Below are 22149 nucleotides of genomic sequence, written 5' to 3'. Positions count from 1 at the left end.
GCCAAGCTGTCAACGGCGGGAGCCGCGCCGGTCGGAAGGGAAGGGCAAGCATTTCGGCCTCAATGTGTTAGAATCAAGGAGGACCGGGCGGCGGTGGCACGTGCCTTGCACGCGCGCGAAGAGGGAGAGCATGACGGAAAGTCGAACGGATCAACCAGGCATCCGCCGTCCCGGGCGGCGGAGGAAGTGATGGGACGATGACAACCGAAGCGGTCAAGAGCACGAAAGGGTGGATCGAGATCTCGGAGGATCACTGCAAGGGGTGCTTCCTCTGCATCGACGACTGCCCGCAGCACGACATCGAGATCGCTCCCCACCTGAATCGGATGGGCTATCACCCCGCGAAGGCGCTCAACATCCGGTGCACGGGGTGCGGAATCTGCTTCTATTCATGCCCCGAGCCGCGGGCGATTCGCGTCTACAAGCGCGGCGGCCCCGCCAAAGGAGAAAGCTGATGGCGCGGAAACTCATGAAAGGGAACAAGGCGGTGATCATGGGCGCGATCCTCGCCGACTGCCGCGCGTACTTCGGCTACCCGATCACACCGGCAAGCGAGATCGCGGAGACCGCGGCCCTGTACTTCCCTCCGCTCGGGCGCACTTTCCTCCAGGCGGAAAGCGAGGTCGCCGCGATCAACATGGTCTACGGCGCCGCGGCGACCGGAGTGCGCGCGATGACCGCCTCCTCCGGGCCCGGAATCAGCTTGAAGCAGGAAGGAATCTCCTACTCCGCCGGCGCGGAGCTTCCGATCGTCGTGGTCGACATCGTGCGCGGGGGCCCGGGGCTCGGGAACATCGCGCCCGAGCAAGGGGACTACTTCCAGGTCGTGAAGGGGGGAGGGCACGGGAACTACCGGAACATCGTCCTCTCGCCGAATTGCGCGCAGGAGATGTGCGATCTCACGATCCTCGCCTTTGAGTTGGCCGACAAGTACCGGAACCCGGCGGTCATCCTCGCGGACGGCTACATCGGGCAGATGATGGAGCCGGTCGACCTCTCGATCCGGGAGATCTGGAAGCCGGAGAAGCCCTGGGCGGTGGACGGGACGAGCCGAACGCAGGGGAACCTCGTCAGCTCGATCCACCTCTCGGCCGAGGAGCTCGAGGTCCACGTCGAGCATCTCTTCAAGAAGTACCAGACGGTTCAAGCGAACGAGGTGCGCTACGAGGAGTATCGGACCGAGGACGCCGACGTGATCCTGATCGGCTACGGCGTCGTCTCGCGGATCGTCCTCTCGGCGGTGGATGCGGCAAGAAAGAAGGGGGTCCGCGTCGGCATGATCCGGCCGATCACCCTCTGGCCGTTCCCGACCGACATCATCCGCAAGCGCGCGGAGAGCGTCGAGGAATTCATCGTCGCGGAGCTCTCCACGGGCCAGCTAATCGAGGATGTTCGGCTCGCCGTCGAGGGAAGAAAGCCGGTCCGCCTCTTCCGGAGAACCGGCGGAATGGTCCCGAGCGCGGAGGAAATCGTGAGCATCCTCGAGGTTCGGGAGGGGGTGGCGTAATGGACATGGTGGTGAAGGAGAAGGCGAAGAGCATTCTCGACCAGTACAAGTACAAGCCGGGCCCGGACAAAGAATCGACCCACTACTGCCCGGGGTGCGGGCATGGGAACGTTCACAAGATGATCGGCGAGGCGGTGGACGAGCTCGGGGTTGCGGACCGCGCGGTGTTGATGAGCCCGGTCGGATGCAGCGTGTTCGCGTACTACTACTTCAACATGGGGCACATTCAGGTCGCCCACGGGCGCGCGCCCGCGGCTGCGACCGGTGTGAAGCGCGCGCAGCCGCACACGATCGTGATGAGCTACCAGGGAGACGGGGACCTCGCCGCGATCGGCGGGAACAATATTCTCCAGGCGGCGAACCGCGGGGAGAACATGACCGTCTTCTTCATCAACAACGCGATCTACGGGATGACCGGAGGCCAGATGGCGCCGACCACGCTGCTCGGCCAGAGGACCTCGACCACGCCGCGCGGTCGGACCCGCGCGAACGAGGGGTTCCCGATCCGCGTGTGCGAGCTTCTTGCCTCGCTCGAGGCGCCCGTCTATCTCGAGCGGGTCGCGCTCATCGACCCGAAGACGACCGCGAAGGCCCGCAAGGCGATCAAGAAGGCGATCCAGATGCAGGTGGAAGGGCGCGGTTTCTCGCTGGTTGAGATCCTCTCTCCCTGTCCGACCGGATGGAAGCTCTCGCCGCCCGATTCGAGGGAGTGGATCACAAAGAACATGCTTCCGGTGTTCCCTCTCGGTGTCTATCGCGATCGGAGCAAGGAAGAGCTCCCTCCCGTGGAGGAGCCGAAGCTCGAGACGGTCGCCGAGGCCCTCGGAATCCAGACCGGCGAAGCGGCGACGATCCCGAAGCCCTCCGCGCCCCTCCGCGAGACGGTGCGCATGAAGGTGGCCGGCTTCGGCGGACAGGGAATCCTCTTCCTCGGCGAGGTGCTCGCCGAAGCGGGGATGCAGGCGGGCCACCGAGTCACATGGCTCCCCTCGTACGGGCCGGAGATGCGCGGGGGAACGGCCAACTGCCACGTGGTGATCTCGTCGGAACGGATCGGGAGCCCGACGGTTTCGCTCCCGAACGTGCTCGTCGCGATGAACCGCCCCTCGTACGAGAGGTTCGTCAACGACGTCATCGACAACGGGATGCTCCTCTACGACTCCTCGCTGATCGAGGGGGTGCCGGTGCCGGAGAGGCTCCGCAGCTACGCGATCCCCGCAACCCAGATCGCCGACTCGATCGGGAACACGCGCGTCGCGAACGTCGTGATGCTCGGCGCCTATCTCGGGATCACGGGAATCTTCGATCGTGAACAGGCGCTGAATGCCCTCCGTTTGCATATTCGGAGGACCCAGCTTCTCGATCTGAACGAAAAGGCGCTCGACGCCGGCATGAAGGCCGCGTCGCCGAAGAAGTAGAACTCCACTCCCCGGCCGGCCCGGGGATAGGTTCCGGGCCAGGGAGTGCGTTCCGTGGGGCTCAGGAAGAAGATCCTCGTCGTCGAGGACGACCAGGGTCTCCGCCAGACGTTTCTGGCTCTCTTCCGCCGCAGCCCGCATGCGTGCATCGCGGTCCCGATCCGCGAGGGAATCGCGCGCGTCCGGCGCGGTGAGCGCCCCGACCTCATCATCGCCGACCTCTGGGGAAACCCTGCGGGTTGCGAGCGCCTTCTCTCCCGCCTTCGCCTTGCGGGAGGCAAGATCCTCTGCCTCTCGTGCCGCGAATGTCCCCACGGCGGACGTCCTCCGTGCGCGGGCGACACGATCCTTCCGGACGCGGTGCCGCGCAAGGATGGGCTTCTCGCGACCGTCGAGCGCCTTCTTCTCTGATTCCAGCGATCGCGGCCCCGAGACTCGCGGCTCGCATCTGAGCGACGCCGGCCGATTCTCGACCGGGTGGCGACAGAGAGAACGCGTGCTATATTCCGAGATGAGAGATCGATCCGAAAGGGAGGAGAGATGGTGCGGATCGACCCGACGGGCCGTGTGCTGTTTCGGTTCTCCGAACCTGCTCGGGGCCCCGTGTATCTCGTGGGAGATTTCAACAACTGGAACGAACGCTCGCACCCGATGATCCGCCGAAACGACGGATCGTGGCATCTCGCCTTGCCGCTTGCTCCTGGGAAGTACGCGTACAAGTTCCTCTGCCGGGACGGCTGGTACAACGATCCGGAGGCGGACGACTACGAGCTGAACGCCTGGGGAAGCTGCGACTCCGCGGTCCAGATCGGTCCGGAGACCGGCGGGGGACCGAGGCCAGCCGACCACCACGCGGCGGCGTGACGGCGGCGAGATCCCGAAGCGAGTCGTTCGCAAGAGCGTGCGTGCGCGTGCGCCCTCGGCCAAGGCCGGTGAGCGCACGGCGGCGCGAGCGAGAATAGGCTTCTTGTCAGGCGCGCCCGCAGCTTGCGATCGCGCGCCCTTTCCGCTACGATTCCCAAGTCCTGCCGCATCTGTTGGTTCTTCCTGGGCAAGAATCCGATCGAAGGGGTTATCTATGAACCGCGTGGACGAACTGTACCGTCAGGTGGAGCCGGACTTCCCGAAGTGGGAGATCCTCAAGGACTGCATCGATCAGTTCATCGACATGATGTTGAACTGGCGCCAGAGCGGACACCCGGGCGGTTCGCGCTCCAAGGTGCACGCCCTCGTCGCGACCCTTCTTGGCGGCGTCATGCGGTGGGACATCCGAAGACCGGACGCGCGATTCGGCGACCGGTTCGTTCTCGTCGCCGGGCACACGGTCCCTCTCGTGTACGCGGCGCTCGCTGTGCTGAACGAGGCGATGCGCGCGAAGCATCGCGAGACGGGGGAGGCGCGTTTCCGAATCCGGAAGGAGGAGACGCGCGCGCTCTACGCGGAGCACCTCCTTGGTTTTCGCCGGCGGGGGGGCCTCGCGGGACACGCCGAGATGGAGGGACGCACCCTCTTCCTCAAGTTCAACACCGGCCCCTCGGGGCACGGATCTCCCGCGGCGGCGGGAGAAGCGTTCGCGCTGAAGCGCGCAGGCGCGGAGGGAGTGCGCGTCTTCGCGTTCGAGGGGGACGGCGGTCTTACCGCGGGCGCCTCGCACGAGACGAAGAACTCCGCGTGGGGGCTCGGTCTCGGCAATCTCGTCTACGTCGTCGATTGGAACGACTTCGGCATCGACGATCATCGCATCTCGTCGGTCGTTCACGGCGGGCCTCGCGAGTGGTTCGAGCCGTACGGCTGGCGCGTCGCCGGAACCGAGCGGGGGTGCGAATGGGGTCCCGTGACGCGCGCGCTTCTCGAGATCGCGCACGGCGCGAACGCCGAGAGCCGGCCGGGGGTGGTTTGGGTCAAGACGCGCAAGGGAAGGGACTATCTCAAGTACGACAACAAGTCGCACGGCTCGCCTCACGGCGCGAACTCGGATCTTTATTGGGAGACGAAGAAGGCGTTCGCGGAGAAGTACGGCGTCGCGTTCGAGGGGTTCGGGAAGCCGCTCCCGAAGGACCCGGGCGAACAGCGCGCGCAGGTCGCGGCGAACTACGAGCGCGTCCTCGACGTGATCCGAAAGGACCGCGCGCTTCTCGACTGGCTGGCGAACCGTCTCGTCGCGATCGGCGATTCCGTGCCGGAGGAGATCTCCGGATCCCGCATGGACGAGGAGAAGAACCCATGCGAGGACGCGGCCCTCTTCAACGCGCGCGCCTATCCCGCGGAGATGTGGGCGAAGCCGGGGGAGAAGAAGCCGAACCGCGCCGCACTCGCGACGTGGGGCGCGTACGTGAACGCGGCCTCGCGCGCGAAGCACGGCCGCCCGCTCTTCCTCGCGTGCAGCGCCGATCTCGCCGACTCGACCAACATCGCCGGGTTCGCCTCTGGGTTCGGCGGGACGGAAGGGTGGGGATGGTTCCATCGCGAAGCGAATCCGGAAGGCGCGCTCCTCCCGCAGGAGATCACCGAGTTCGCGAACGCGGGAATCATGGCCGGTCTCGCGACGGTGAACTTCTCTCTCGATCCGGAGAAGCGCTTCAACGGGTTCTATGGAGCGTGCTCGACGTACGGATCTTTTTCGTACCTCAAGTATGGGCCGATGCGCCTCTTCAGCCAGCTCGCGCAGGACTGCGAGCTTCGCGTGGGGAAGATCCTTTGGGTCGCCGGACACTCGGGGCCGGAGACGGCGGACGATTCGCGCACTCACTTCGGCGTCTTCGCGCCGGGCGTGACCGATCTTTTCCCGCGCGGATGCATCGTGAACCTGCACCCATGGGAGCACAACGAGGTCCCGGTCCTTCTCGCGGAGGCGTTCCGGGGGCCCTGGCCGATCGTCGCGCTCCATCTCACGCGGCCGCCGGTCGAGATCCCCGACCGCGCGGCGCTCGGCGTCGATTCGCATTTCGCGGCGGCGCGAGGCGCCTACCTGATCCGCGCCTACAGACCCGGCCAGGGGAAGATGGGCACGATTCTCGTGCAGGGGACGACGACGACCGCGAACCTCCTCAAGATCCTTCCCGACCTCGACCGGGAGAAGATCAACGTGAAGATCGTCGCGACGATCTCGCGCGAGCTCTTCGACCGCCAGGACGAGGAGTACCGAGAGTCGATTCTCTCCGGCGCGGATTGGATCGACTCGACGGTTGTCACGAACCGCGCGCGCGCCCTCTCCCACGCGTGGCTCAGCCACAAGGTCGCCGAGGAGTACGCGATCTCGTCGGATTGGGACGACCGCTGGCGGACCGGAGGGACGGTCGAGGAGGTGTGCGAGGAGGCGCGCATCTCGCCCGAATGGATCCTCGCGGGGATCGAGCGCTTCGCGCGCGATCGGGAGAAGCGCCTCCGCCGCCTGGCTGCATGGATCGACGGGGCGAGGGGGGAATAGCGGGAGGGGGAGAATACCTACCTCTTTCGGCTGCGAGAGGCCCGACGATCGGCTACCGCCTCGTCCCGGCGCAACGGAAGGTGATCGCAAGCCCGCCCGGAAGCTCACCCCGCGCTCCCATCGTGTACTCGAAGTGGAGAGAGCCTTCGTCGTACCATCCGCTGAGGACGACCGAAACGTTCGGGAAGCCCGCGACCGTTCCAACTCCCTCCGCCGAGAACGCACAATTCTCGCTGATTGTCCCGGCGGCATTCACGAACGGCGGCTCCCCCGTAAACGCGATGGGGGAATGCGCGGTGACCGCGATCGGGTTTTCGAACGGCTCCCCGATGAAGGGCCGATGCCCGCCCGGATCGTCCACCCCGTCGACGGAAACGAAGTACACGCCGTCCTCGAACGAGCAGTCGGAAAGGGTCGGGTTGGGACCGTCGAGGCTGCACCAGGAGATCGTCTCCGGACAGTGAACGGACATCGGGTTTCGGTTCCCGAACTCGTCCCTCATCTCGATGAAACGGTCTCGGATGTCACCCTCGGTCCCGTCCCCGTCATGGTCCTCGCTCGCACCCTCCAGGAAGTCCTCGGTCGCGCTGTCCTCGCGACCGCCCGGGACAGGAACGGTCTTGGAGGAATCCGCGCTCGTGAGAAGCGTGAAGGCACAGAGCCTCTCGCAGAGTTGGGCGATGGTTGGTCGGTTCTTAGTGATCGATTGACCGCTAAAGCAAGCGTCGAAAAAGAGCGTGATCTTCACATAGGAAGGAAAGCGATCCCGGATCCTCCAGAGGATCTCGTCGTAGCCGATCACCGCCGCGTCGGTCCCATCCGGATAGTAGACGACGAGATTTCCCCGCCCCGTCGCGTGAGCAGCCACATAGAGAAAGAACTCATCGCACTCAAGGTCGGGCGGCCCGAGAAGAGTAAAGAGTTCCCCGTAGTGGTCGAAGGCGTCGAGGACGGCGTTTCGAACGCTGCCGCCTCCCGGAGTAGGTTTGAATGTCTCGTTCGAACTCCCCGCCCACTGGCTCGCGTGTCGCGTCGTGAAGCCGTAGCTTCTCACCCATTCCGCGATCGGAACCGCTTCGCGTTCGTGCATCGCGCGGGCGGCCTCTTGCCGTGCGCTCGTGTCCCCGCAGTCGATCACCAGCGCGTGCCGAACGCGCTCGCGCGCGCGCGCGCCTCGAAGAGGCGGGGTCGCCGCAGATGGTTCCTCGAGAGGGGACCGGAAGGGCTCCTTGTGGCCCGCGTCGATTGGAGCAAGGGCCCCTTCTCCTTCGACGTGTTCATACGCGACCCCGTCGAGCGTGAATGTCTCCTTGACGGAGAAGGGAGCGGGCGCGGCGCCGCCCGGCCGGATGATCCGCCCGTCCCATGAGGCCCCGACGGTACGGTGGGTTCGCGAGTCGAGATCCATCCATACGTACCGATACGGGTGGGCCCGCCGGTTTCCCGGCTCGTCGTCGACAAAGAAGACATAGACGGTGCCCGCGCTGTCGGGGATCGTCATCTCGACCGCGGGTTCCTCGGGAGCGATCTCGCGGATCACCGTCCCCGGTTCGACCGGCCCGACGAAACGAACGGAAGAACCGGCCGGAACCGCATGCGCTCCCTGAAAGAAGCGGGCCGCCTCCTTCGCCGGGGAGTCGGGATCGTCCGGCTCCCTGGCAAGCTTGTCGATCGCGTCGCACGAGAGAAGGACGGCGAACGCCAACGCGAGGAGCGGCCACGCGAATCCAGTTCTGCGGAAGGGTCGTGCCATCCGATTCTGCCTCCGGATCGAAGACGAGGGGGGATCTGCGCGGCGTAGGAAAGCTAAGAAAGAAGCGAAGTCGGGTCAAGTGCTCGCTCGACCCGACCGGAGAGGGAGGCAGAGGCGGTCCTCACCGCACGAGCGTCATCTTCATCGTCCGGAGGTCGCCGTCCGCGGCGATGCGCGCGAAGTAGACGCCCGAGGAGACCGGCCGAGCGAGACGGTCGGTCCCGTCCCAAAGAAGCTCCAAGCTCCCCGCGCCGGCGCTCCCCTCGAAGAGAACCCGCACGAGACGACCGCGCGCGTCGTAGACGCGGGCGCTCACGCGGCCCGGCTCCCCGAGAACGATCGGGATCGTCGTTTGAGGGTTGAAGGGATTCGGCCGATTCGGGAGAACGACGAGGGCGGGCGCGGGGATCTTCCCCGCGATCCCGGTCGCGATCTGATGCAGGAAGTGGAGGTTCTCGTCGTCCGGATCCCAGTTCGTCACGAGAAGGTCGAGCTGGCGCGAGAAGACGTAGTCGATCTCGAAGGAGCCGCTCCCCGCGGGAGGCGCCTCGGAGAGCGCAATCCACCCCTTTTCGAAATCCGCCGAAAAGGAAGCCGGATCGATCGGAACGCCGCCCACGCGGATCTCGAGAACCTCGCGGAGCGGCCGTTCGGCCGTGTAGAAGACCTTCGCGACCCCGTCCCCCGACCTCGACTCCCCGATCACCGCCGTCGAGCCGGAATTGTCCATGTCCCCCCAGATCACGCTCTCGACGACGAGCCCCTTCGTCTGGTTCGCGAACTTCCACGAGAAGGAGGGGACCGTCTCGATCGCGCCGCCGAGGTTCTCGAAGACGACAACCGGTTCCCACCATCCGCCGGAGGCGAGATCGAGATCGCCGTCGTGATCGCAGTCGCCGAAGGTGACGGCCGAGTAGTACTGGCGCGCCGGTCCTCCGGAGATCCACGACGGGGTCGACTCGAAGGTTCCCCCGAGATTTCGATAGATCGCGACGTTCGAGGGGCCGCCGAGCTGCCCGTTGTTCGCGACCGCGAGGTCCAGCCACCCGTCTCCGTCGACGTCCCCGAGGTCGACCTGGAGCGTGTTCCACGTGTCGCCCGATTCCCACGCCGGGATCGAGTCGAGACCGGTTCCATGATTGAGGTACAAACGGTTCGGACCAAACTCGTTTCCGCAGACAAGATCGAGATCGCCGTCGTTGTCCACGTCCCCCCAGGCGACGTCGAGCGTGTAGTCGACCGGCCCGGTCCGCCAGACCGCGTTCGTCGTGAGGACGCCCCCGTCGTTCCGGTAGATCTTGCTCTTCTGGGGAACACCGGTGTAGGTCTCGCCGCACGCGACCGCGAGGTCGAGATCCCCGTCTCCGTCCATGTCCCCCCACGCGAGATCGAACGAGTTGTCGAGGTCGCCGGAGATCCAGACCGGTGTCGCGGAGAGACCGGTCCCGAGGTTCTCGTACACCTTGTCCCTCTGCGGCGTCCCCGGATCGCCGAGGACCGCGACCGCCAGATCGAGATCCCCGTCCCCGTCGAGGTCGCCGAGATCGACGTGGCAGTTGTAACCGATGTCGTCGCTCTGCCAGGAGGCCTCGAGCTCGAGCACGCCGCCCCGGTTGTAGTAGACGCGGATCGGCTGCCGGGCCATGTCGTTCCCGTTCGCGGTGATCAAATCGAGATACCCGTCCCCGTCAAGATCGACAAGAACGCCGCCGGTCGAGTAGTCGTTGTCTTCCGACTTCCAGATGGGCGGCGTGAGGAGCGGGACGGCCGCGCTCGCCGCCGTTGCGAGGGCGAGGAGCGCAAGGATCCCGGCGGCGGCGAGGATCGGTCCGGATGCGATACGACCATGATGCGTGCGGTTCATAGGTTCACCTCGGCTTTCCTGTCCTGGGGAGCGATGGGAGCTGGGCCCGCGACGCGCGGGACGATCCTGGTGCCGGAGGTCGGACTCGAACCGACACGAGGTTGCCCTCGGGGGATTTTGAGTCCCCTGCGTCTACCAGTTTCACCACTCCGGCCGGAGCGTCTTTGATTGTATCGGATGAGGCGATCCGCGTCAATGCGATCGCCGGCCGTCGCGTGAGAAGGCAATGTCGATGAGCCCTTTCCGGTTGACGGAAGGAGCCCTCGGAGAGTACATTTCTTCCGCCGAGCGCCCCGGATGCGCGGATGGGGCTGTAGCTCAGCTGGGAGAGCACTTGACTGGCAGTCAAGAGGCCACGGGTTCGAGCCCCGTCAGCTCCACTTCCTGCCTGCATCAGCCCGGGGTCTTCACCCAGTCGAACTTCCACGTGTGGCGCTGCGCGAAGCCGTCGTCCCTCGTGATCTCGAGAACGATCGACGAGAGGGGCGGCTCGGCGCGAAGCGGAAAGGCGAGATCGGCGACGCTCCTCCAGGTCGCCTTGCGGTCCACGTACGATTCCCTATCGAACTCGGGCACCCCTTGCGGCTCGATCCGGATCGGGTCGAACAAACGCCCGTCGTCCGAACGGAGACGGAAGCGCCAGCGCGCAAGATCCACCTCGCCGGCCTTCTCTCCCCAAACCGCGACACGGAAGCTGATCCCTTCCTCGATGTATCGACGGTTCATGGCATAAAGAGCTTCGTTCGCGCCGGACTTTCCGCCGACCCGCTTCTCGAGATAGGCGAGGTCGTAGAGCATCGCGGCCGTCGTGCCCGAGGTCTCAAGAAGGGTTCGCCCGGTGTAGGGCCGAACGAAGAGCGCTTCGATCTCCGCCTCCGAGAGGTCCCGGTAAGCGGGCGCGACAACGCCGTTGAAGCTCGGGGTCACCGGTTCGAGGAAGAGCGCGGGGGGCGAGCACCCGGCGAGAGCAGCCACGAGAAGAAGAAGGGAAGCGCGACTTGGCATCGACACTTGTGAATCCCCCGTCCGCGCGACAGACCCGCGTCCCCGCATGGAGGGGAGGTCCCTCTCTCCGGGCGGGAGCGAGGCGTCGCCGGACCGTGAGGACCTTAGCAATCCTCGGGAGACTCGTCAAGCGCGATGCAGAACGCGAGATGGTCGTGCAAGATGAGCGCGCTCCTCGTTGACAACGCCTTCCGGTTGAATTAAAATAGTGTCGAGTAACGGGTTAGGAATCAGGGGGATTTGCTCCGCTCGATCGGGTAAAAACCCCCGACTCCTAAGTTCCGAAGCCGTCGCGCCCTTCGCTCTCGTCTCCCGAGAACCCCCCGCTGACGGCTCGGGTGCGCGCGCCCGGGTCGCGGAAGAGAGGGGCGTCCTGAGCGCGCGTCGCGCGCCGGGTCGTCGCGCAAGTGGTTACTATGAATCGATTGAAAGACAATCCGTTGCAGGTGAGTTCGAAAGTGAATTCGAGGTGGGTCGTGGGCGGCCCACCGTGCAGCCCACGGTCTGGCACCGCGCTTGCACCCCACACCCAGCGAACAACCGAGGGGGCGGGAAAGGCTCCCTGCTCTACGCGTGATTTGCTGGGTCGTGGGCTGATCTCAATCGACTTGGATGCGAGTTACACGGTTACCCGGGCACACGGTAGGAGCGGGGAGCCCTTCCCGTTTCCGCGGAGGATTCGCAAGAGCAGTCTCCGGTCGGTCCGTTCTTCTGGCGGGGAGGTGTAGGGTGGTGACGCGCTTTTACGGCCCGCGCCGCGCGCTCGCGCCCGGAAGTCGACGGGTGCCGATCTCCTCGGTCGCCTTGGTCCTTCTCCTCGCGACCGCGGCCTTTTCGCACGCCGAGGAGAGGCTCGTTCTCTTTGGAAGAGACGAACCGTGGCGGAGCGTCTCGGAAACGATCGTTCAGGCGGGAGGGCGGATCCTGCAGGCCTTCCCGCCTGGCGGAGCGATCGTCGAGGCATCGCCCGCGGTCTGGAAAGAGCTGGGAGAGAGGGAGCCCTCTTGGAGGGTCGAGTCGGGGGAGATCCACGCATCTCTCGCCGAATCGCTCCCGCGCGAGGCTCGTTTCGCGGCCCTGGCCTGGAACCGCCGGCTTTCGCCTCCCGCGCCGCGCGTGGGAACGGGCGAGCCCCTCGCGGACGACGCGGCCCCCGGACCGCGCGGGGATCCGGGACCGGGGAAGGCGCCCCCGGGGGCGGGGTTCTTCGACACGAGCGAGTTCATGCTCGGATCGGTCGCGGTCGGCGTCCTTCTCCCCGAGAGCGACGGGAGCATCGATCCATCGACGGAGAACTGGTCCGCCGCGCGGATCGATTCGGTCTTCGCCGGAGTGCAGGAGGGGGTCGCCTGGTGGGTGCAGCACGTGCCGGGCGGGAACCTCTCGTTCGTCTTCGATCTCGTCGATCCGGTTCCGTGTCCGTACGAGCCGATCACACGCCCCGCGTTCGCCGCGAAACAGGAATCGCTCTGGGTGCGGGCCGTCCTCGACACGGTCGGGTATCGGACGGGCGACACCTGGTTCCGCGCGCGCTCCTACCTGAACGATCTCAGGGATTCGCTCGGCACGGATTGGGCGGTCGCCGTCTTCGTGGCCGACTCGAAGAACGACGTGGACGGCGCGTTCTCCAACGGCTACTACGGGTTCTCATACTACGGCGGCCCCTATCTCGTGATGACCTACGACAACAAGACCCAAGGGATTCAGAACATGGACGCGGTGACCGCGCACGAGATCGCGCACAGCTTCTACGCCTTGGATGAGTACTACACGGCGCACAAGCCGTGTTGGCTCCGCGCCGGCTACGAGCTCGTGGCGAACGAGAACAGCGATTACGGAACTTGCCTCCTCGATGAATCCTGCATCATGCGGGCGAACCTCGCGGCCGCCTTCGACTCCAATCTCGCGTGCGTCTACACGCGCGGGCAGATCGGGATTTGGGACGGCGACGGCGATTCGATCGCGAACATCCTCGACACGCATCCCGCGACCCTCCTCGATCCGGCGCCCGATTCGACCAGCGAGACGACCCCGACCTTCACCGGCCTCGCCCGCGAGAACCCTCTCGCGAACAGGAACAGCATGGGCGAGCAGAACGACATCACGCTGAACACGATCGCGAGCGTCGAGTATCGAATCGACGGAGGGGATTGGATTCCGGCGGATCCGGCCGATGGGGCGTTCGACTCCGATTCCGAAAGCTACGTGTTCACCACGGAAGAGCTCGCGGAGACCCTTCATGTCGTGGAGGTGCGGGCGATCTCGTCGAGCGGAAACGCGGACACGATCTTCGCGGTCGACACGTTCTTCGTGATCGACGACATCCCGCCGGGGAAGGTTCTCGCTCTTGAGGCGCTCCCCGCCGACTCCTCCAACCGACTCACGTGGATCAACCCGCACGACGCGGATCTCGCCGCCGTTATGATCCGTTTTGCGACGAGCACGTTCCCGGCGGACACGACGGAGGGGGTTCTTCTCGAGCGGAGAGCCGCCGCCCCCTCGGAGCCGGACACGCTCGTGCACGAGGGGCTCATCCCGGACACGACCTACTACTACTCGTTCTTCTCGCTCGACGAGAAACCGAACGCCTCGGCGCCTGAGGTGGTTCTCGGGATGCCGCTCTACCCGCCGCCCCCCGCGGCGCTCTACGCGCCCGCGCAGGGAGCCCTTCACGTTGCGCGCGCGCCGATCTTCGTTTGGTCCGCGATCGCGCTCCCCGACCCCGCGGACACGCTCGTCGCGTACCAGATCCAGATCGCGCGCGACCCGCTCTTCGCGGACAAGGTGTTCGACCAGGAGGCGACCGCGGGATTTCCCGCCGACACCGCGTGGGTCTCCGACACGCTCGCCGCAGGAACGATCTACTGGTGGCGCGTGCGAGGGAAGGATCTTCTCTCCGGTACGTACGGACTCTGGAGCGCCGGATCGCGTTTCGCGACGGAGCTCCCGGTCGAGGTGATCGCGTTCCTCGACTCGACCGCGTCCGAACATACGAACTTCGCGCCGGGCGACTCGCTCACCGCGAACATGAGCGCCCGGATCGAGGGGCGCGTTCACCCGGCGGATACGCTCTCCATCGGCGAGTTCGCCGCCTGGGTTCACTGGTTCGGCGCGGCGCCCGACTCATCCCCGCTCCTCTGGAATCGGAACACCGGGGGAGACGGGTATTGGAGAGGCGAGATCCCGTTCGGAACGGCGTTTCAGCGGGGAGATACGGTTATCTATTATTTAAGTGCGCAGGGTCCGAGCGGGCCGCGCGCGGTCGATGACAACGGAGGCGCGTTCTATCGGTTCGTCGCCGGACGCCGGGCGCTCCCCGCGTGGCACGTGCCGCGAAGCGAGGAACCGCTCCTCGCGATGCGGAGCCCGTTCATCGTCGTCGATTCGGACACGGAGGTCGTCTTCACGGTGGGCGTCTCTCCGGCGGCGCAGGCGGCGGGCGGCGAGGTCCGTTTCCGCGTCGCGTCCGACACGCTCTACGGAGCGATCGCGCTCGAGGCGGACACGATCGTCGGCGACACGAGCTACCTCGCCGCGCGTCTCGACTCGACATTCTTCGTCGGCGAGCTTGTCGAGTACTACTTCCGCCTCGACGGGGGAGAGGAGTGCGACACGACGTTCGTGTACGGAACCGACGATCTCTCGTTCGCGGCGACCGTGGAGGCGAGCGCTTCCCTGTCCCCCTTCACGTTTCTCATTCAGAGCGTGACCGGCGTCGTGAGCGAAGGCGCTCCCTCGTCCAAGCCGGAGCGGAACGCGCTCTTCGCGAACCGCCCGAACCCGTTCAACCCGACCACGTCGATCCCCTTCGCGCTCGCCGAGCCGGGGCGCGTCACGATCACCCTCTACGACGCGCGAGGGAGGAAGGTGCGCGTTCTCGCCGACGAAGACCTGCCGCCCGGATGGCATTCCGTTTCGTGGGACGGGAGGATGAGCGGAGGCGTCGGCGCGCCGAGCGGCCTCTACTTCGCGGTCGTCCGATCCGGCCGCTGGCAGGAAACACTGAAGCTTCTTCTCGTCCGCTGAGACTCCGCTCGACTCGCGATCCCCGCACGCTCCGGCGGCGCCGCGCGCGCGGCCGGGGGTCGCTCGGGCTCCGGGAGGCCGGCTCGATTCCGCGCTGCGGATCGCGGCCGGCGGCCGGCCTGCTCGCGTTCCCACGGTCCGCGAACGATCCCGAAGCGACGAAACGATCCTCCCGGCCGAAGCGGCGCGCCGCGCGCGACGGATGCGCGCGGCGAGGGAGCTCGCGCGCTTGATCCGCTAGAACGACCCCGGCCCCGCGACGTAGAACGCGATCAGGAACAAGAGAGCGAGGGCAAGGCCAACGACGAAACTCTTGAGAAGCATGGTCTTCTCCCGAGCAGTCGATGGCACACCCGAGAGGGGGGGCAGCTGGAGGGTGCACCGGTCGGCACAAGCGATCAGGCCAGAGACCCGCGGGGACGGCGCGTCACGATGAGCCGCCTCCGTTCTCAATCTCTTCCTTTATGAATCCCAGTCTTCAGCCCGCATGATACATCATCCTCCGAATCATGTCACCCATGAATGATGCGAGGAGAACGGTTGAGAGATCGGGAGACGTACGGCGGCGCGGCGAGGCCTTGCCGCACGAGCCGACTCTTCCATCAGCGGACGATGACGATCCGGCGCGCGGCGGAGGAGGATCCGCCGATCGGCCGGATGAAGTAGACGCCGGAGGAGACCTCTGCGCCCGCCCGCTCGCGCCCATCCCAGAAGAAGACGAGCGGGCTCCCTCGCGACACGACCTTGAGGGGAAGAACGGAGATGTTCGTCCGCCGGGCGCTGCGGATGCCGAGCGCAGCACGGCCCGCCGCTTTCCGCCCTGGCGGGAAGTTCCTCGCCGTGCTAGTGTGAGGGCCGATTTCGGCGTAGGCGGCGGCTGCCCGGGGAGCCTCACGGGGTCCACATTCCGCTCGGAGGTCGGACGCCCGCCAGGCGGACCGCCCTTCGGATCGGCGCGACGAGGAAGGGATCGGCGATGAACGACAAGGAAAGAGGCGCGCACGCTCTCCAACAGATGAGCTGGCTATCCTGGAAGTGGTTCCGCCTGACGAAGGAGATCTATCAGCGCACCCGGCTTCGCGGGGACCCTCCAAGAGTTCTTCTCATCGTCGGCTGCCAGCGCTCCGGGACCACGATGATGAACGATCTCTTCCAGAGGGACCGGAACGCGAAGGTCTACCGCGAGATGAGCGGTCTCTCCAGCGAGGACCGGAAGGAGAACCTTCGATTGAACCCTCTCCCCTCGGTCCGAAGAGCGCTCTTCTCGCACCGCGTTCCCCTCGTCGTGTTGAAGCCCCTCGTCGAGAGCCAGAACGTCGTTTCCCTGCTGAACGAGCTGGAGGGCTCGAAGGCGCTCTGGATGTACCGGAATTATAAAGACGTCGCCTATTCGCACATGAAGAAATTCGGCAGGGAGAACGGGATCCGGGACCTCGGGCCGATCGTTCGAGGGGAGATCTCCGATTGGAGAGCGGAGAAGGTCTCCGAGGAAACCCGCGCGCTCGTCCGCCGCCTCTTCTCCGAAGAGATGAGCGGCGCCGACGCGGCCGCGCTTCTGGTACGTGCGGAACCGTTTCTATTTCGATCTCGACCTGGCGAACGAGACGCGCGTCCTCCTCTGCCGCTACGAGGACATGGCGGCCGATCCCGCATCGTTCATGCGGAGGATCTACGACTTCGTCGGCGTCCCCTATCCGGGGGACCGGATCGTCGCGCCGGTCCACCCGCGCTCGATCCGAAAGGGGAGCGATCTCGCGATCGGGCCGGAGACCGAGGCCGCATGCGAGGATCTCTGGAAGCGCCTCGAGGAGGCGTACCGCTCCGCCGGCGCGGAAGCGTTGACAGGCTCGAAATCGTTCTGATAGTTTCCGTTCGGCTTCCCCCGGGGAGCCGATGTTCCCGTTCCGGACGGATCGAGTCCGGGGACCGACACAAGGAGTGAGCCGATGGGCGAAGCATTGGGCCTGATCGAATGCCGCGGGTTCGTCGCGATGGTCGAAGCCTCCGACGCGATGGTGAAGGCGGCCAAGGTGAAGCTCGTGAACTACGAACGGATCGGCGGCGGATACGTCACGGCGATCGTGCGCGGGGACGTGGCCGCGGTCCGCGCGGCGACCGAAGCCGGGGCCGCGGCGGCGAGCCGGGTCGGAGAGCTGGTATCGGTCCACGTGATCCCGAGACCGCACCAGAACCTGGAGGAGGTTCTTCCGATCGGGAAGACCGAGCCCGACTCGAAGTAGTCCCGCTTCGGAGAGGAGAGGCGCGTGGTTCTTGGAAGGGTCGAGGGGACGGTCGTCGCGACCCGCAAGGACGAGAAGCTCGAGGGGCTGAAGCTCCTCGTGGTCCGCATCCTCGAACCCGACGGAAAGGCGTCCGGCTCCGCGATCGTCGCGGCCGACTCGGTAGGAGCGGGCGAGGGGGAGGTCGTCCTCTGCACGCAGGGGTCGAGCGCGCGCCTCACTCCGGCGACCGAGAACCGCCCCGTGGACGCCGTCATCGTGGGGATCATCGACACGGTCGAGGTGGGAGGGGCGATCACCTTCCGGAAGAACGGCTGATCCGGTGCCGAACGACAACCCCTACATCGACGCGATCGTCGACCGCGTGTTGGAGAAGCTCGGAGAGACGCCGCGCGCGCAGGAACCACGCGCCGCGCGGCGCTCGGAGTCCGGGATCTTCGACGATCTGGACCGCGCCATCCTCGAGGCGCGCCGAGGGTTCGACGCGCTCGCCTCTCTCTCCCTCGAAGTCCGACGAGTCATGATCGATGCGATGCGAAAGGCCGCCTGCGACGCGGCCGGGACGCTCGCGGCCGACGCCGTCTCCGAGACGGGGATGGGGCGCGCGGAGGACAAGATCCGCAAGAACGTCCTCGTCGCCACGAAGACGCCGGGGATGGAGATTCTGGAGCCTTGGGCGACGACCGGCGACCACGGCCTCACCCTCGTCGACCACGCCCCCTACGGCGTGATCGGCGCGATCGTCCCATCCACGAACCCGACCGAGACCGTCATCAACAACGGGATCGGCATGGTCGCCGGCGGGAACACGGTCGTCTTCAACGCGCATCCGGCCGCGAGGGAGTGCACGAACCGCTGCCTCGCGATCCTGAACGACGCGGCGCACGCGGCGGGGGGACCGCCGTTCGTTTTCACCGCCGTCAGGGAGCCGACGATCGCGACCGCCCAGGCGATCATGAAGCACCCGGAGATCGCGCTCCTCGTCGTGACGGGGGGGCCGGGCGTCGTCGCCGAGGCGATGCGCTCCGGAAAGCGGGTGGTCGCCGCCGGCCCCGGAAACCCGCCGGCGGTCATCGACGAGACGGCGGATCTTCGCCAGGCGGCGCGCGATCTCGTGCTCGGCGCCTCGCTCGACAACAACATCGTCTGCACCGACGAGAAAGAGGTCCTCTGCGTCGCCTCGGCGGCCGACCGGCTGAAGGAGGAGATGCGTGGCGCGGGCGCCTACGAGATCGAGGGGGCGATGGTTTCCAGGCTGAAGAACCTCGTCCTCGCCGAAGACCGCGGGCCCGGCGCCCACTCGGTCGTCGAGAAGAGCCTCGTCGGCCGCGACGCGGGCCGCATCCTCGACGCGCTCGGGGTGAGAGGGCACGGCGATCCGCGCCTCATCCTCGTCGAGGTCCCCGGCGAGCACACGTTCGTCTGGACCGAGCTTCTCATCCCCGTCCTCCCCGTCGTCCGCGTCCCGAACGTCGACGCGGCGATCGATCTCGCCTGCCGCGCGGAGCACGGATTCCGTCATACGGCGAGCATGCATTCGCGAAATATCGATAAGCTCAGCAAAATGGCGCGCGTGATGAACACATCGATCTTCGTGAAGAACGGCCCGAACTACGCCGGCCTCGGCTTCGGAGGCGAGGGGTACACGAGCTTCACGATCGCGAGCCCGACCGGCGACGGGCTCACCAACGCGCGGACGTTCACCAGGCCCCGGCGCTGCGTGCTCGTCGATCGATTTCGGATCGTGTGAGGCACAATGGAAGAAGCGATCGCCCTTCTCGAGCTCGATTCGATCGCGGCCGGGTTTCGAACGGCGGACGCGGTCGCGAAGCGCGCGCGCGTCGAGCTTCTCGAGTCGCGCCCCCTCGACCCGGGGAAGTACCTCGTCCTCTTCGGGGGGGAGATTGCCTCGGTTGAGTCGGCGTTTGAGAGGGGGGTGGAGGCGGCGGGCGCGAATCTCGTGGACCGCGTCTTCCTGCCGGCCCCGCACGAGACGCTCGCGCCCCTTCTTCGGGGAGAGCGCCCGGACGTCCCGATCGACGCGATCGGGGTCGTCGAGACCTCGGCGGTCGCATCCGCCGTCCGGGCGGCCGACGCGGCCGCGAAGGCGGCGCCGGTCCGCCTTCTTCGCGTTCATCTCGCGCGGCGGATCGGCGGCAAGGGGTGTGTCGTCCTCACCGGGGAGCTCTCGGACGTCGAGGCGGCGGTCGCCGCGGCTTCCGGGGAGGCCCGGCGGGAGGACCGACTCGTCGCCGAGGTCGTGATCCCCGCTCCGGCGGCCGAGACCCACGGGAAGATCTCCGGGGAGTGGCTCGCATGAGGCTCGGCCTCGTGATCGGAACGGTCGTCGCCACGCGAAAGGCGGAGTCCCTTCTCGCCAAGCGTCTTCTTCTCGTGCAACCGCTCGATGAGAAGAACCGACCCGCCGGCCGGCCGCTCGTGGCGATCGATACGGTGAGCGCCGGGCGGGGCGAGCGGGTCTTGTTCGTCGAGAAGCGCGAGGCGGCGAAGGCGTTCCCCGGACCGCAGATTCCGGTCGACGCCGCGATCCTCGGCATCGCGGACCAGGTGGAGATCGAGGAATGATCCTTGGCGTCGTGATCGGCGAGGTGGTCTCCACGCTCCGCCACGCCTCCCTCGCGAGGCGAAAACTCCTCCTCGTTCGTCCCGCGACGCCGGAAGGGGAGGCGGAGGGCGAGGCCTTCATCGCGCTCGACACCGTCGGCGCGGGCGCGGGGGAACGGGTCCTCGTCGTGCACGAGGGGAACGCGGCCGAGGCGATCCTTAGGGTTCCGGGCGTTCCGGTTCGAAGCCTCATCGTCGGGGTGGTCGACGCGATCGTCTCCACCTCCCCGGGGGAGGAGGAGGCGCCGTGAGCTTCCGATCCCCGGAAGAAGCCGGCCCCCTTCTCGTCACGATCGGCCGTCTTCTCTATGAGAAGTCGCTTGTCGCATCGACCGAGGGGAACCTCTCGATCCGCCTCGGAGACGATCGGTTTCTGCTGACGCCGGCCGGTGCACCGAAAGGACGCCTACGCCCGGAGTGCCTCGTCACGGTCGACGGATCCGGCCGCCTCCGGGCGGGGCAGGGGGCCCCCTCCTCGGAGACGGCGATGCACCTTGCGATCTACCGCGCCCGCCCGGACGTGGGCGCGATCGTCCACGCCCACCCGCCGACCGCGACCGGTTTCGCAGTGGCGGGGATTCCGCTCGCGGACTGCGTGCTCCCCGAGATCCTCCTCACCGTCGGGTCGATCCCCCTCGCCCCCTACGGAACGCCGGGAGGGGAGGAGCTCGCCGAGACGATCGTTCCGATCGCCCGCGCTCACGATGCGTTTCTCCTCAAGAATCACGGAGCGGTCACGCTCGGCGAGGAGATCTGGCAGGCCTTCCACCGGATGGAGATGATCGAGAGCTTCGCGCGGACGCTCTTCACGGCGCGGCTTCTCGGCCGCGTCGAGCCGCTCGAACGGACCGAGGTGGCGAAGCTCCTCGGGATGCGTCCGGCGCCTCCCGCGCGCGCGGAAGGATGCGGCGGATGCAAGACCTGCACCGAGAAGCCCGCCGAGGGCTCGCCGGGGGAGGATCTCCTGGTCGAGGAGGTGCTCCGGCGCCTCGAGGAGAGGCTGCGAGAGGCGCCGGACCGGAAGTAGCCGATCAGGCCGGAGCGAAGTGCTTCTTCGGCTACGATTTCTCCGCCGCGCCCGCCTCGGCCTTCATGCGGTTCACGCGCTTCATCGTCCTCGACTTCCGGCGCGCCACCTGGTTCTTATGAAGGAGATGCTTCTTCGCGGCCTTGTCGAGGCGGGGGATCAGCTGCGCGGCGGCCGCTTCCGCTTCCGCGGGCTTCTCCGCCTCGCGCATCTTTCGGGTCAGCGAGCGGACGGCCGAACGGGCGGAACGGTTGGCGAGGTTCCGCTTCTTGTCCGATCGCATTCTCTTCTTCGGCGACTTGTGATGAGGCATTCGCACTCTCTCCTTTTCACGACGTTCGAAACGGTCAAGCTAAGCTAACATCACTCGGCCGAACCGTCAAGGCGAGTCTGTGAGTCTGTACCAGGTATGCTTCGGCTGCGCCTGCGCGCATCCGGTCGGGTTGACAAGCGACGGACCCCCTTCCTATAGTGTCCTCGTTCGCGGGGAGAACGCCGGCGGAGGCGCCTCGCGGGAAACGCGCGCGGTCGTTCTCGTATGAGGAAGGGGGCTCTCGGGTCATGCGGATCGTCTCACTTGTCCTTCTCCTCGCGGCGGCCCTCCTCGATTCCGCCGCGCATGCGGACGGGCGGTTCCTCCAGTCGGAGTTCCTGCCGATCGGCGTCCGCTACTCGGGGATGGGAGGAGGCCACGTCGCGCTTCCTTCCGGCGCGAGCTCGGCCTATCACAACCCGGCCCTCATCCCCTGGAGCCCGAGCCTCGAGTTCACTCTCGAGGGGACCTTCGTCCACGGTCCCGAATTCGAGACGGACGGCGGTCGCAACTCTTTACGGTTCCAAGATCGGGGGAACTTCAGTCTGGTCGGTCTCCGGCTCCCCGACGCCGGAGGCTTCAGCTTCGCCCTACTCGAGGCGGCCGTCTACGACCACGACATCGGAGGGCATCTCTTCGGATACCCGCCCAAGGGCGGAACGAAGCCGGTGGTCACCGGAAAGACGCGGGGAGACGCTTCGTCCTTCGCGGAGAGCGATCAGCTGATCCGGAGCTACCACGATCGCGTCTCGATCCACTCCTTCGGGATCGCCGCCGGCTACAAGACCTCCGTGAACACCTCGTTCGGCCTCGCCTTCTGGGCCGATCGGAAGAAGGTCTTCAAGGCGATCGACTACCTGACCGCCTGCACGGACATCACCGAGGACCAGCTCGCTAAGAAATGGTTCGACGCCGAGGCCTCGACCAACGACGTGAGCCTCCAC

At 66.6% G+C, this 22149-nt stretch carries 20 protein-coding genes and 2 tRNA genes; 17 read left to right on the top strand and 5 right to left on the bottom strand.

Annotation, left to right across the window (positions count from 1 at the left end):
- Positions 1-197 precede the first annotated feature (197 nt).
- From FJY73_07390 to FJY73_07365, 6 genes are all read left to right on the top strand, one after another.
- Positions 198-455, top strand: a complete 258-nt coding sequence (locus FJY73_07390; protein MBM3320483.1) for a 4Fe-4S ferredoxin — start codon at positions 198-200, stop codon at positions 453-455.
- Positions 455-1507, top strand: coding sequence for a 3-methyl-2-oxobutanoate dehydrogenase subunit VorB (locus FJY73_07385; protein MBM3320482.1), 1053 nt, complete (start codon positions 455-457; stop codon positions 1505-1507). Before FJY73_07390 ends, FJY73_07385 begins: the two co-directional genes overlap by 1 nt.
- On the top strand, positions 1507-2925 hold the full coding sequence (locus FJY73_07380) for a 2-oxoacid:acceptor oxidoreductase family protein (GenBank protein ID MBM3320481.1): 1419 nt from the start codon (positions 1507-1509) through the stop codon (positions 2923-2925). Before FJY73_07385 ends, FJY73_07380 begins: the two co-directional genes overlap by 1 nt.
- 54 nt (positions 2926-2979) lie before the next feature.
- A complete protein-coding gene (locus FJY73_07375; protein ID MBM3320480.1) occupies positions 2980-3336 on the top strand; it encodes a response regulator in 357 nt (118 codons plus the stop codon).
- Positions 3337-3465: 129 nt separating this feature from the next.
- Entirely contained in the window at positions 3466-3789 is a 324-nt protein-coding gene (locus tag FJY73_07370) for an isoamylase early set domain-containing protein (protein MBM3320479.1), read from the top strand.
- Between the two features lie 244 nt (positions 3790-4033).
- A complete protein-coding gene (locus FJY73_07365) occupies positions 4034-6352 on the top strand; it encodes a transketolase (protein ID MBM3320478.1) in 2319 nt (772 codons plus the stop codon).
- A gap of 52 nt (positions 6353-6404) precedes the next feature.
- On the opposite strand, the gene FJY73_07360 is transcribed toward FJY73_07365, so the two are convergent.
- From FJY73_07360 to FJY73_07350, 3 genes are all read right to left on the bottom strand, one after another.
- On the bottom strand, positions 6405-8105 hold the full coding sequence (locus FJY73_07360) for a hypothetical protein (protein ID MBM3320477.1): 1701 nt from the start codon (positions 8103-8105) through the stop codon (positions 6405-6407).
- A 121-nt stretch (positions 8106-8226) separates the two neighbouring features.
- Positions 8227-9969, bottom strand: a complete 1743-nt coding sequence (locus FJY73_07355) for a VCBS repeat-containing protein (protein ID MBM3320476.1) — start codon at positions 9967-9969, stop codon at positions 8227-8229.
- A 67-nt stretch (positions 9970-10036) separates the two neighbouring features.
- A tRNA-Leu gene (locus FJY73_07350) sits at positions 10037-10123 on the bottom strand.
- Positions 10124-10276: 153 nt separating this feature from the next.
- Between FJY73_07350 and FJY73_07345 the strand changes: the two genes are divergently transcribed.
- Positions 10277-10349, top strand: a tRNA-Ala gene (locus FJY73_07345).
- A 13-nt stretch (positions 10350-10362) separates the two neighbouring features.
- On the opposite strand, the gene FJY73_07340 is transcribed toward FJY73_07345, so the two are convergent.
- Entirely contained in the window at positions 10363-10980 is a 618-nt protein-coding gene (locus tag FJY73_07340) for a hypothetical protein (GenBank protein MBM3320475.1), read from the bottom strand.
- 723 nt (positions 10981-11703) lie between these two features.
- On the opposite strand from FJY73_07340, the gene FJY73_07335 reads away from it, so the two are divergent.
- The 9 genes from FJY73_07335 to FJY73_07295 all read left to right on the top strand — a co-directional run bounded on the left by FJY73_07335 (position 11704) and on the right by FJY73_07295 (position 20892).
- Positions 11704-15000 (top strand): hypothetical protein, encoded by a 3297-nt coding sequence (locus FJY73_07335; protein MBM3320474.1) that lies wholly within the window; start codon positions 11704-11706, stop codon positions 14998-15000.
- Positions 15001-16562: 1562 nt separating this feature from the next.
- The gene (locus FJY73_07330; protein ID MBM3320473.1) at positions 16563-16862 is read left to right on the top strand and encodes a sulfotransferase domain-containing protein; all 300 of its coding nucleotides are present in this window, start codon (positions 16563-16565) and stop codon (positions 16860-16862) included.
- A gap of 84 nt (positions 16863-16946) precedes the next feature.
- Positions 16947-17240, top strand: a complete 294-nt coding sequence (gene eutM / locus FJY73_07325; GenBank protein ID MBM3320472.1) for an ethanolamine utilization microcompartment protein EutM — start codon at positions 16947-16949, stop codon at positions 17238-17240.
- 24 nt (positions 17241-17264) lie between these two features.
- Positions 17265-17558, top strand: coding sequence for a EutN/CcmL family microcompartment protein (locus FJY73_07320; protein ID MBM3320471.1), 294 nt, complete (start codon positions 17265-17267; stop codon positions 17556-17558).
- Between the two features lie 4 nt (positions 17559-17562).
- A complete protein-coding gene (locus tag FJY73_07315) occupies positions 17563-18990 on the top strand; it encodes an aldehyde dehydrogenase EutE (protein ID MBM3320470.1) in 1428 nt (475 codons plus the stop codon).
- Positions 18991-18996: 6 nt separating this feature from the next.
- Complete coding sequence (locus FJY73_07310; GenBank protein ID MBM3320469.1) at positions 18997-19560, top strand: BMC domain-containing protein; 564 nt, start codon at positions 18997-18999, stop codon at positions 19558-19560.
- A complete protein-coding gene (locus FJY73_07305) occupies positions 19557-19826 on the top strand; it encodes a EutN/CcmL family microcompartment protein (protein ID MBM3320468.1) in 270 nt (89 codons plus the stop codon). The genes FJY73_07310 and FJY73_07305 overlap by 4 nt, the downstream gene beginning before the upstream one ends.
- Entirely contained in the window at positions 19823-20116 is a 294-nt protein-coding gene (locus FJY73_07300; GenBank protein MBM3320467.1) for a EutN/CcmL family microcompartment protein, read from the top strand. Before FJY73_07305 ends, FJY73_07300 begins: the two co-directional genes overlap by 4 nt.
- Positions 20113-20892 carry a class II aldolase/adducin family protein gene (locus tag FJY73_07295; protein MBM3320466.1) on the top strand — a complete coding sequence of 260 codons (780 nt, stop codon included), beginning with the start codon at positions 20113-20115 and terminating at the stop codon, positions 20890-20892. Before FJY73_07300 ends, FJY73_07295 begins: the two co-directional genes overlap by 4 nt.
- 31 nt (positions 20893-20923) lie before the next feature.
- On the opposite strand, the gene rpsT is transcribed toward FJY73_07295, so the two are convergent.
- Positions 20924-21205, bottom strand: a complete 282-nt coding sequence (gene rpsT / locus FJY73_07290; GenBank protein MBM3320465.1) for a 30S ribosomal protein S20 — start codon at positions 21203-21205, stop codon at positions 20924-20926.
- Between the two features lie 248 nt (positions 21206-21453).
- Here rpsT and FJY73_07285 point away from each other — a divergent pair.
- On the top strand, positions 21454-22149 hold a 696-nt coding region (locus tag FJY73_07285; GenBank protein MBM3320464.1), incomplete at its 3' end, for a hypothetical protein.

Source organism: Candidatus Eisenbacteria bacterium (assembly GCA_016867715.1).
Taxonomy (GTDB): domain Bacteria; phylum Orphanbacterota; class Orphanbacteria; order Orphanbacterales; family Orphanbacteraceae; genus VGIW01.
The sequence above is the reverse complement of the archived record's forward strand: the minus strand, read 5'-3'. Positions and strand labels throughout refer to the sequence as shown.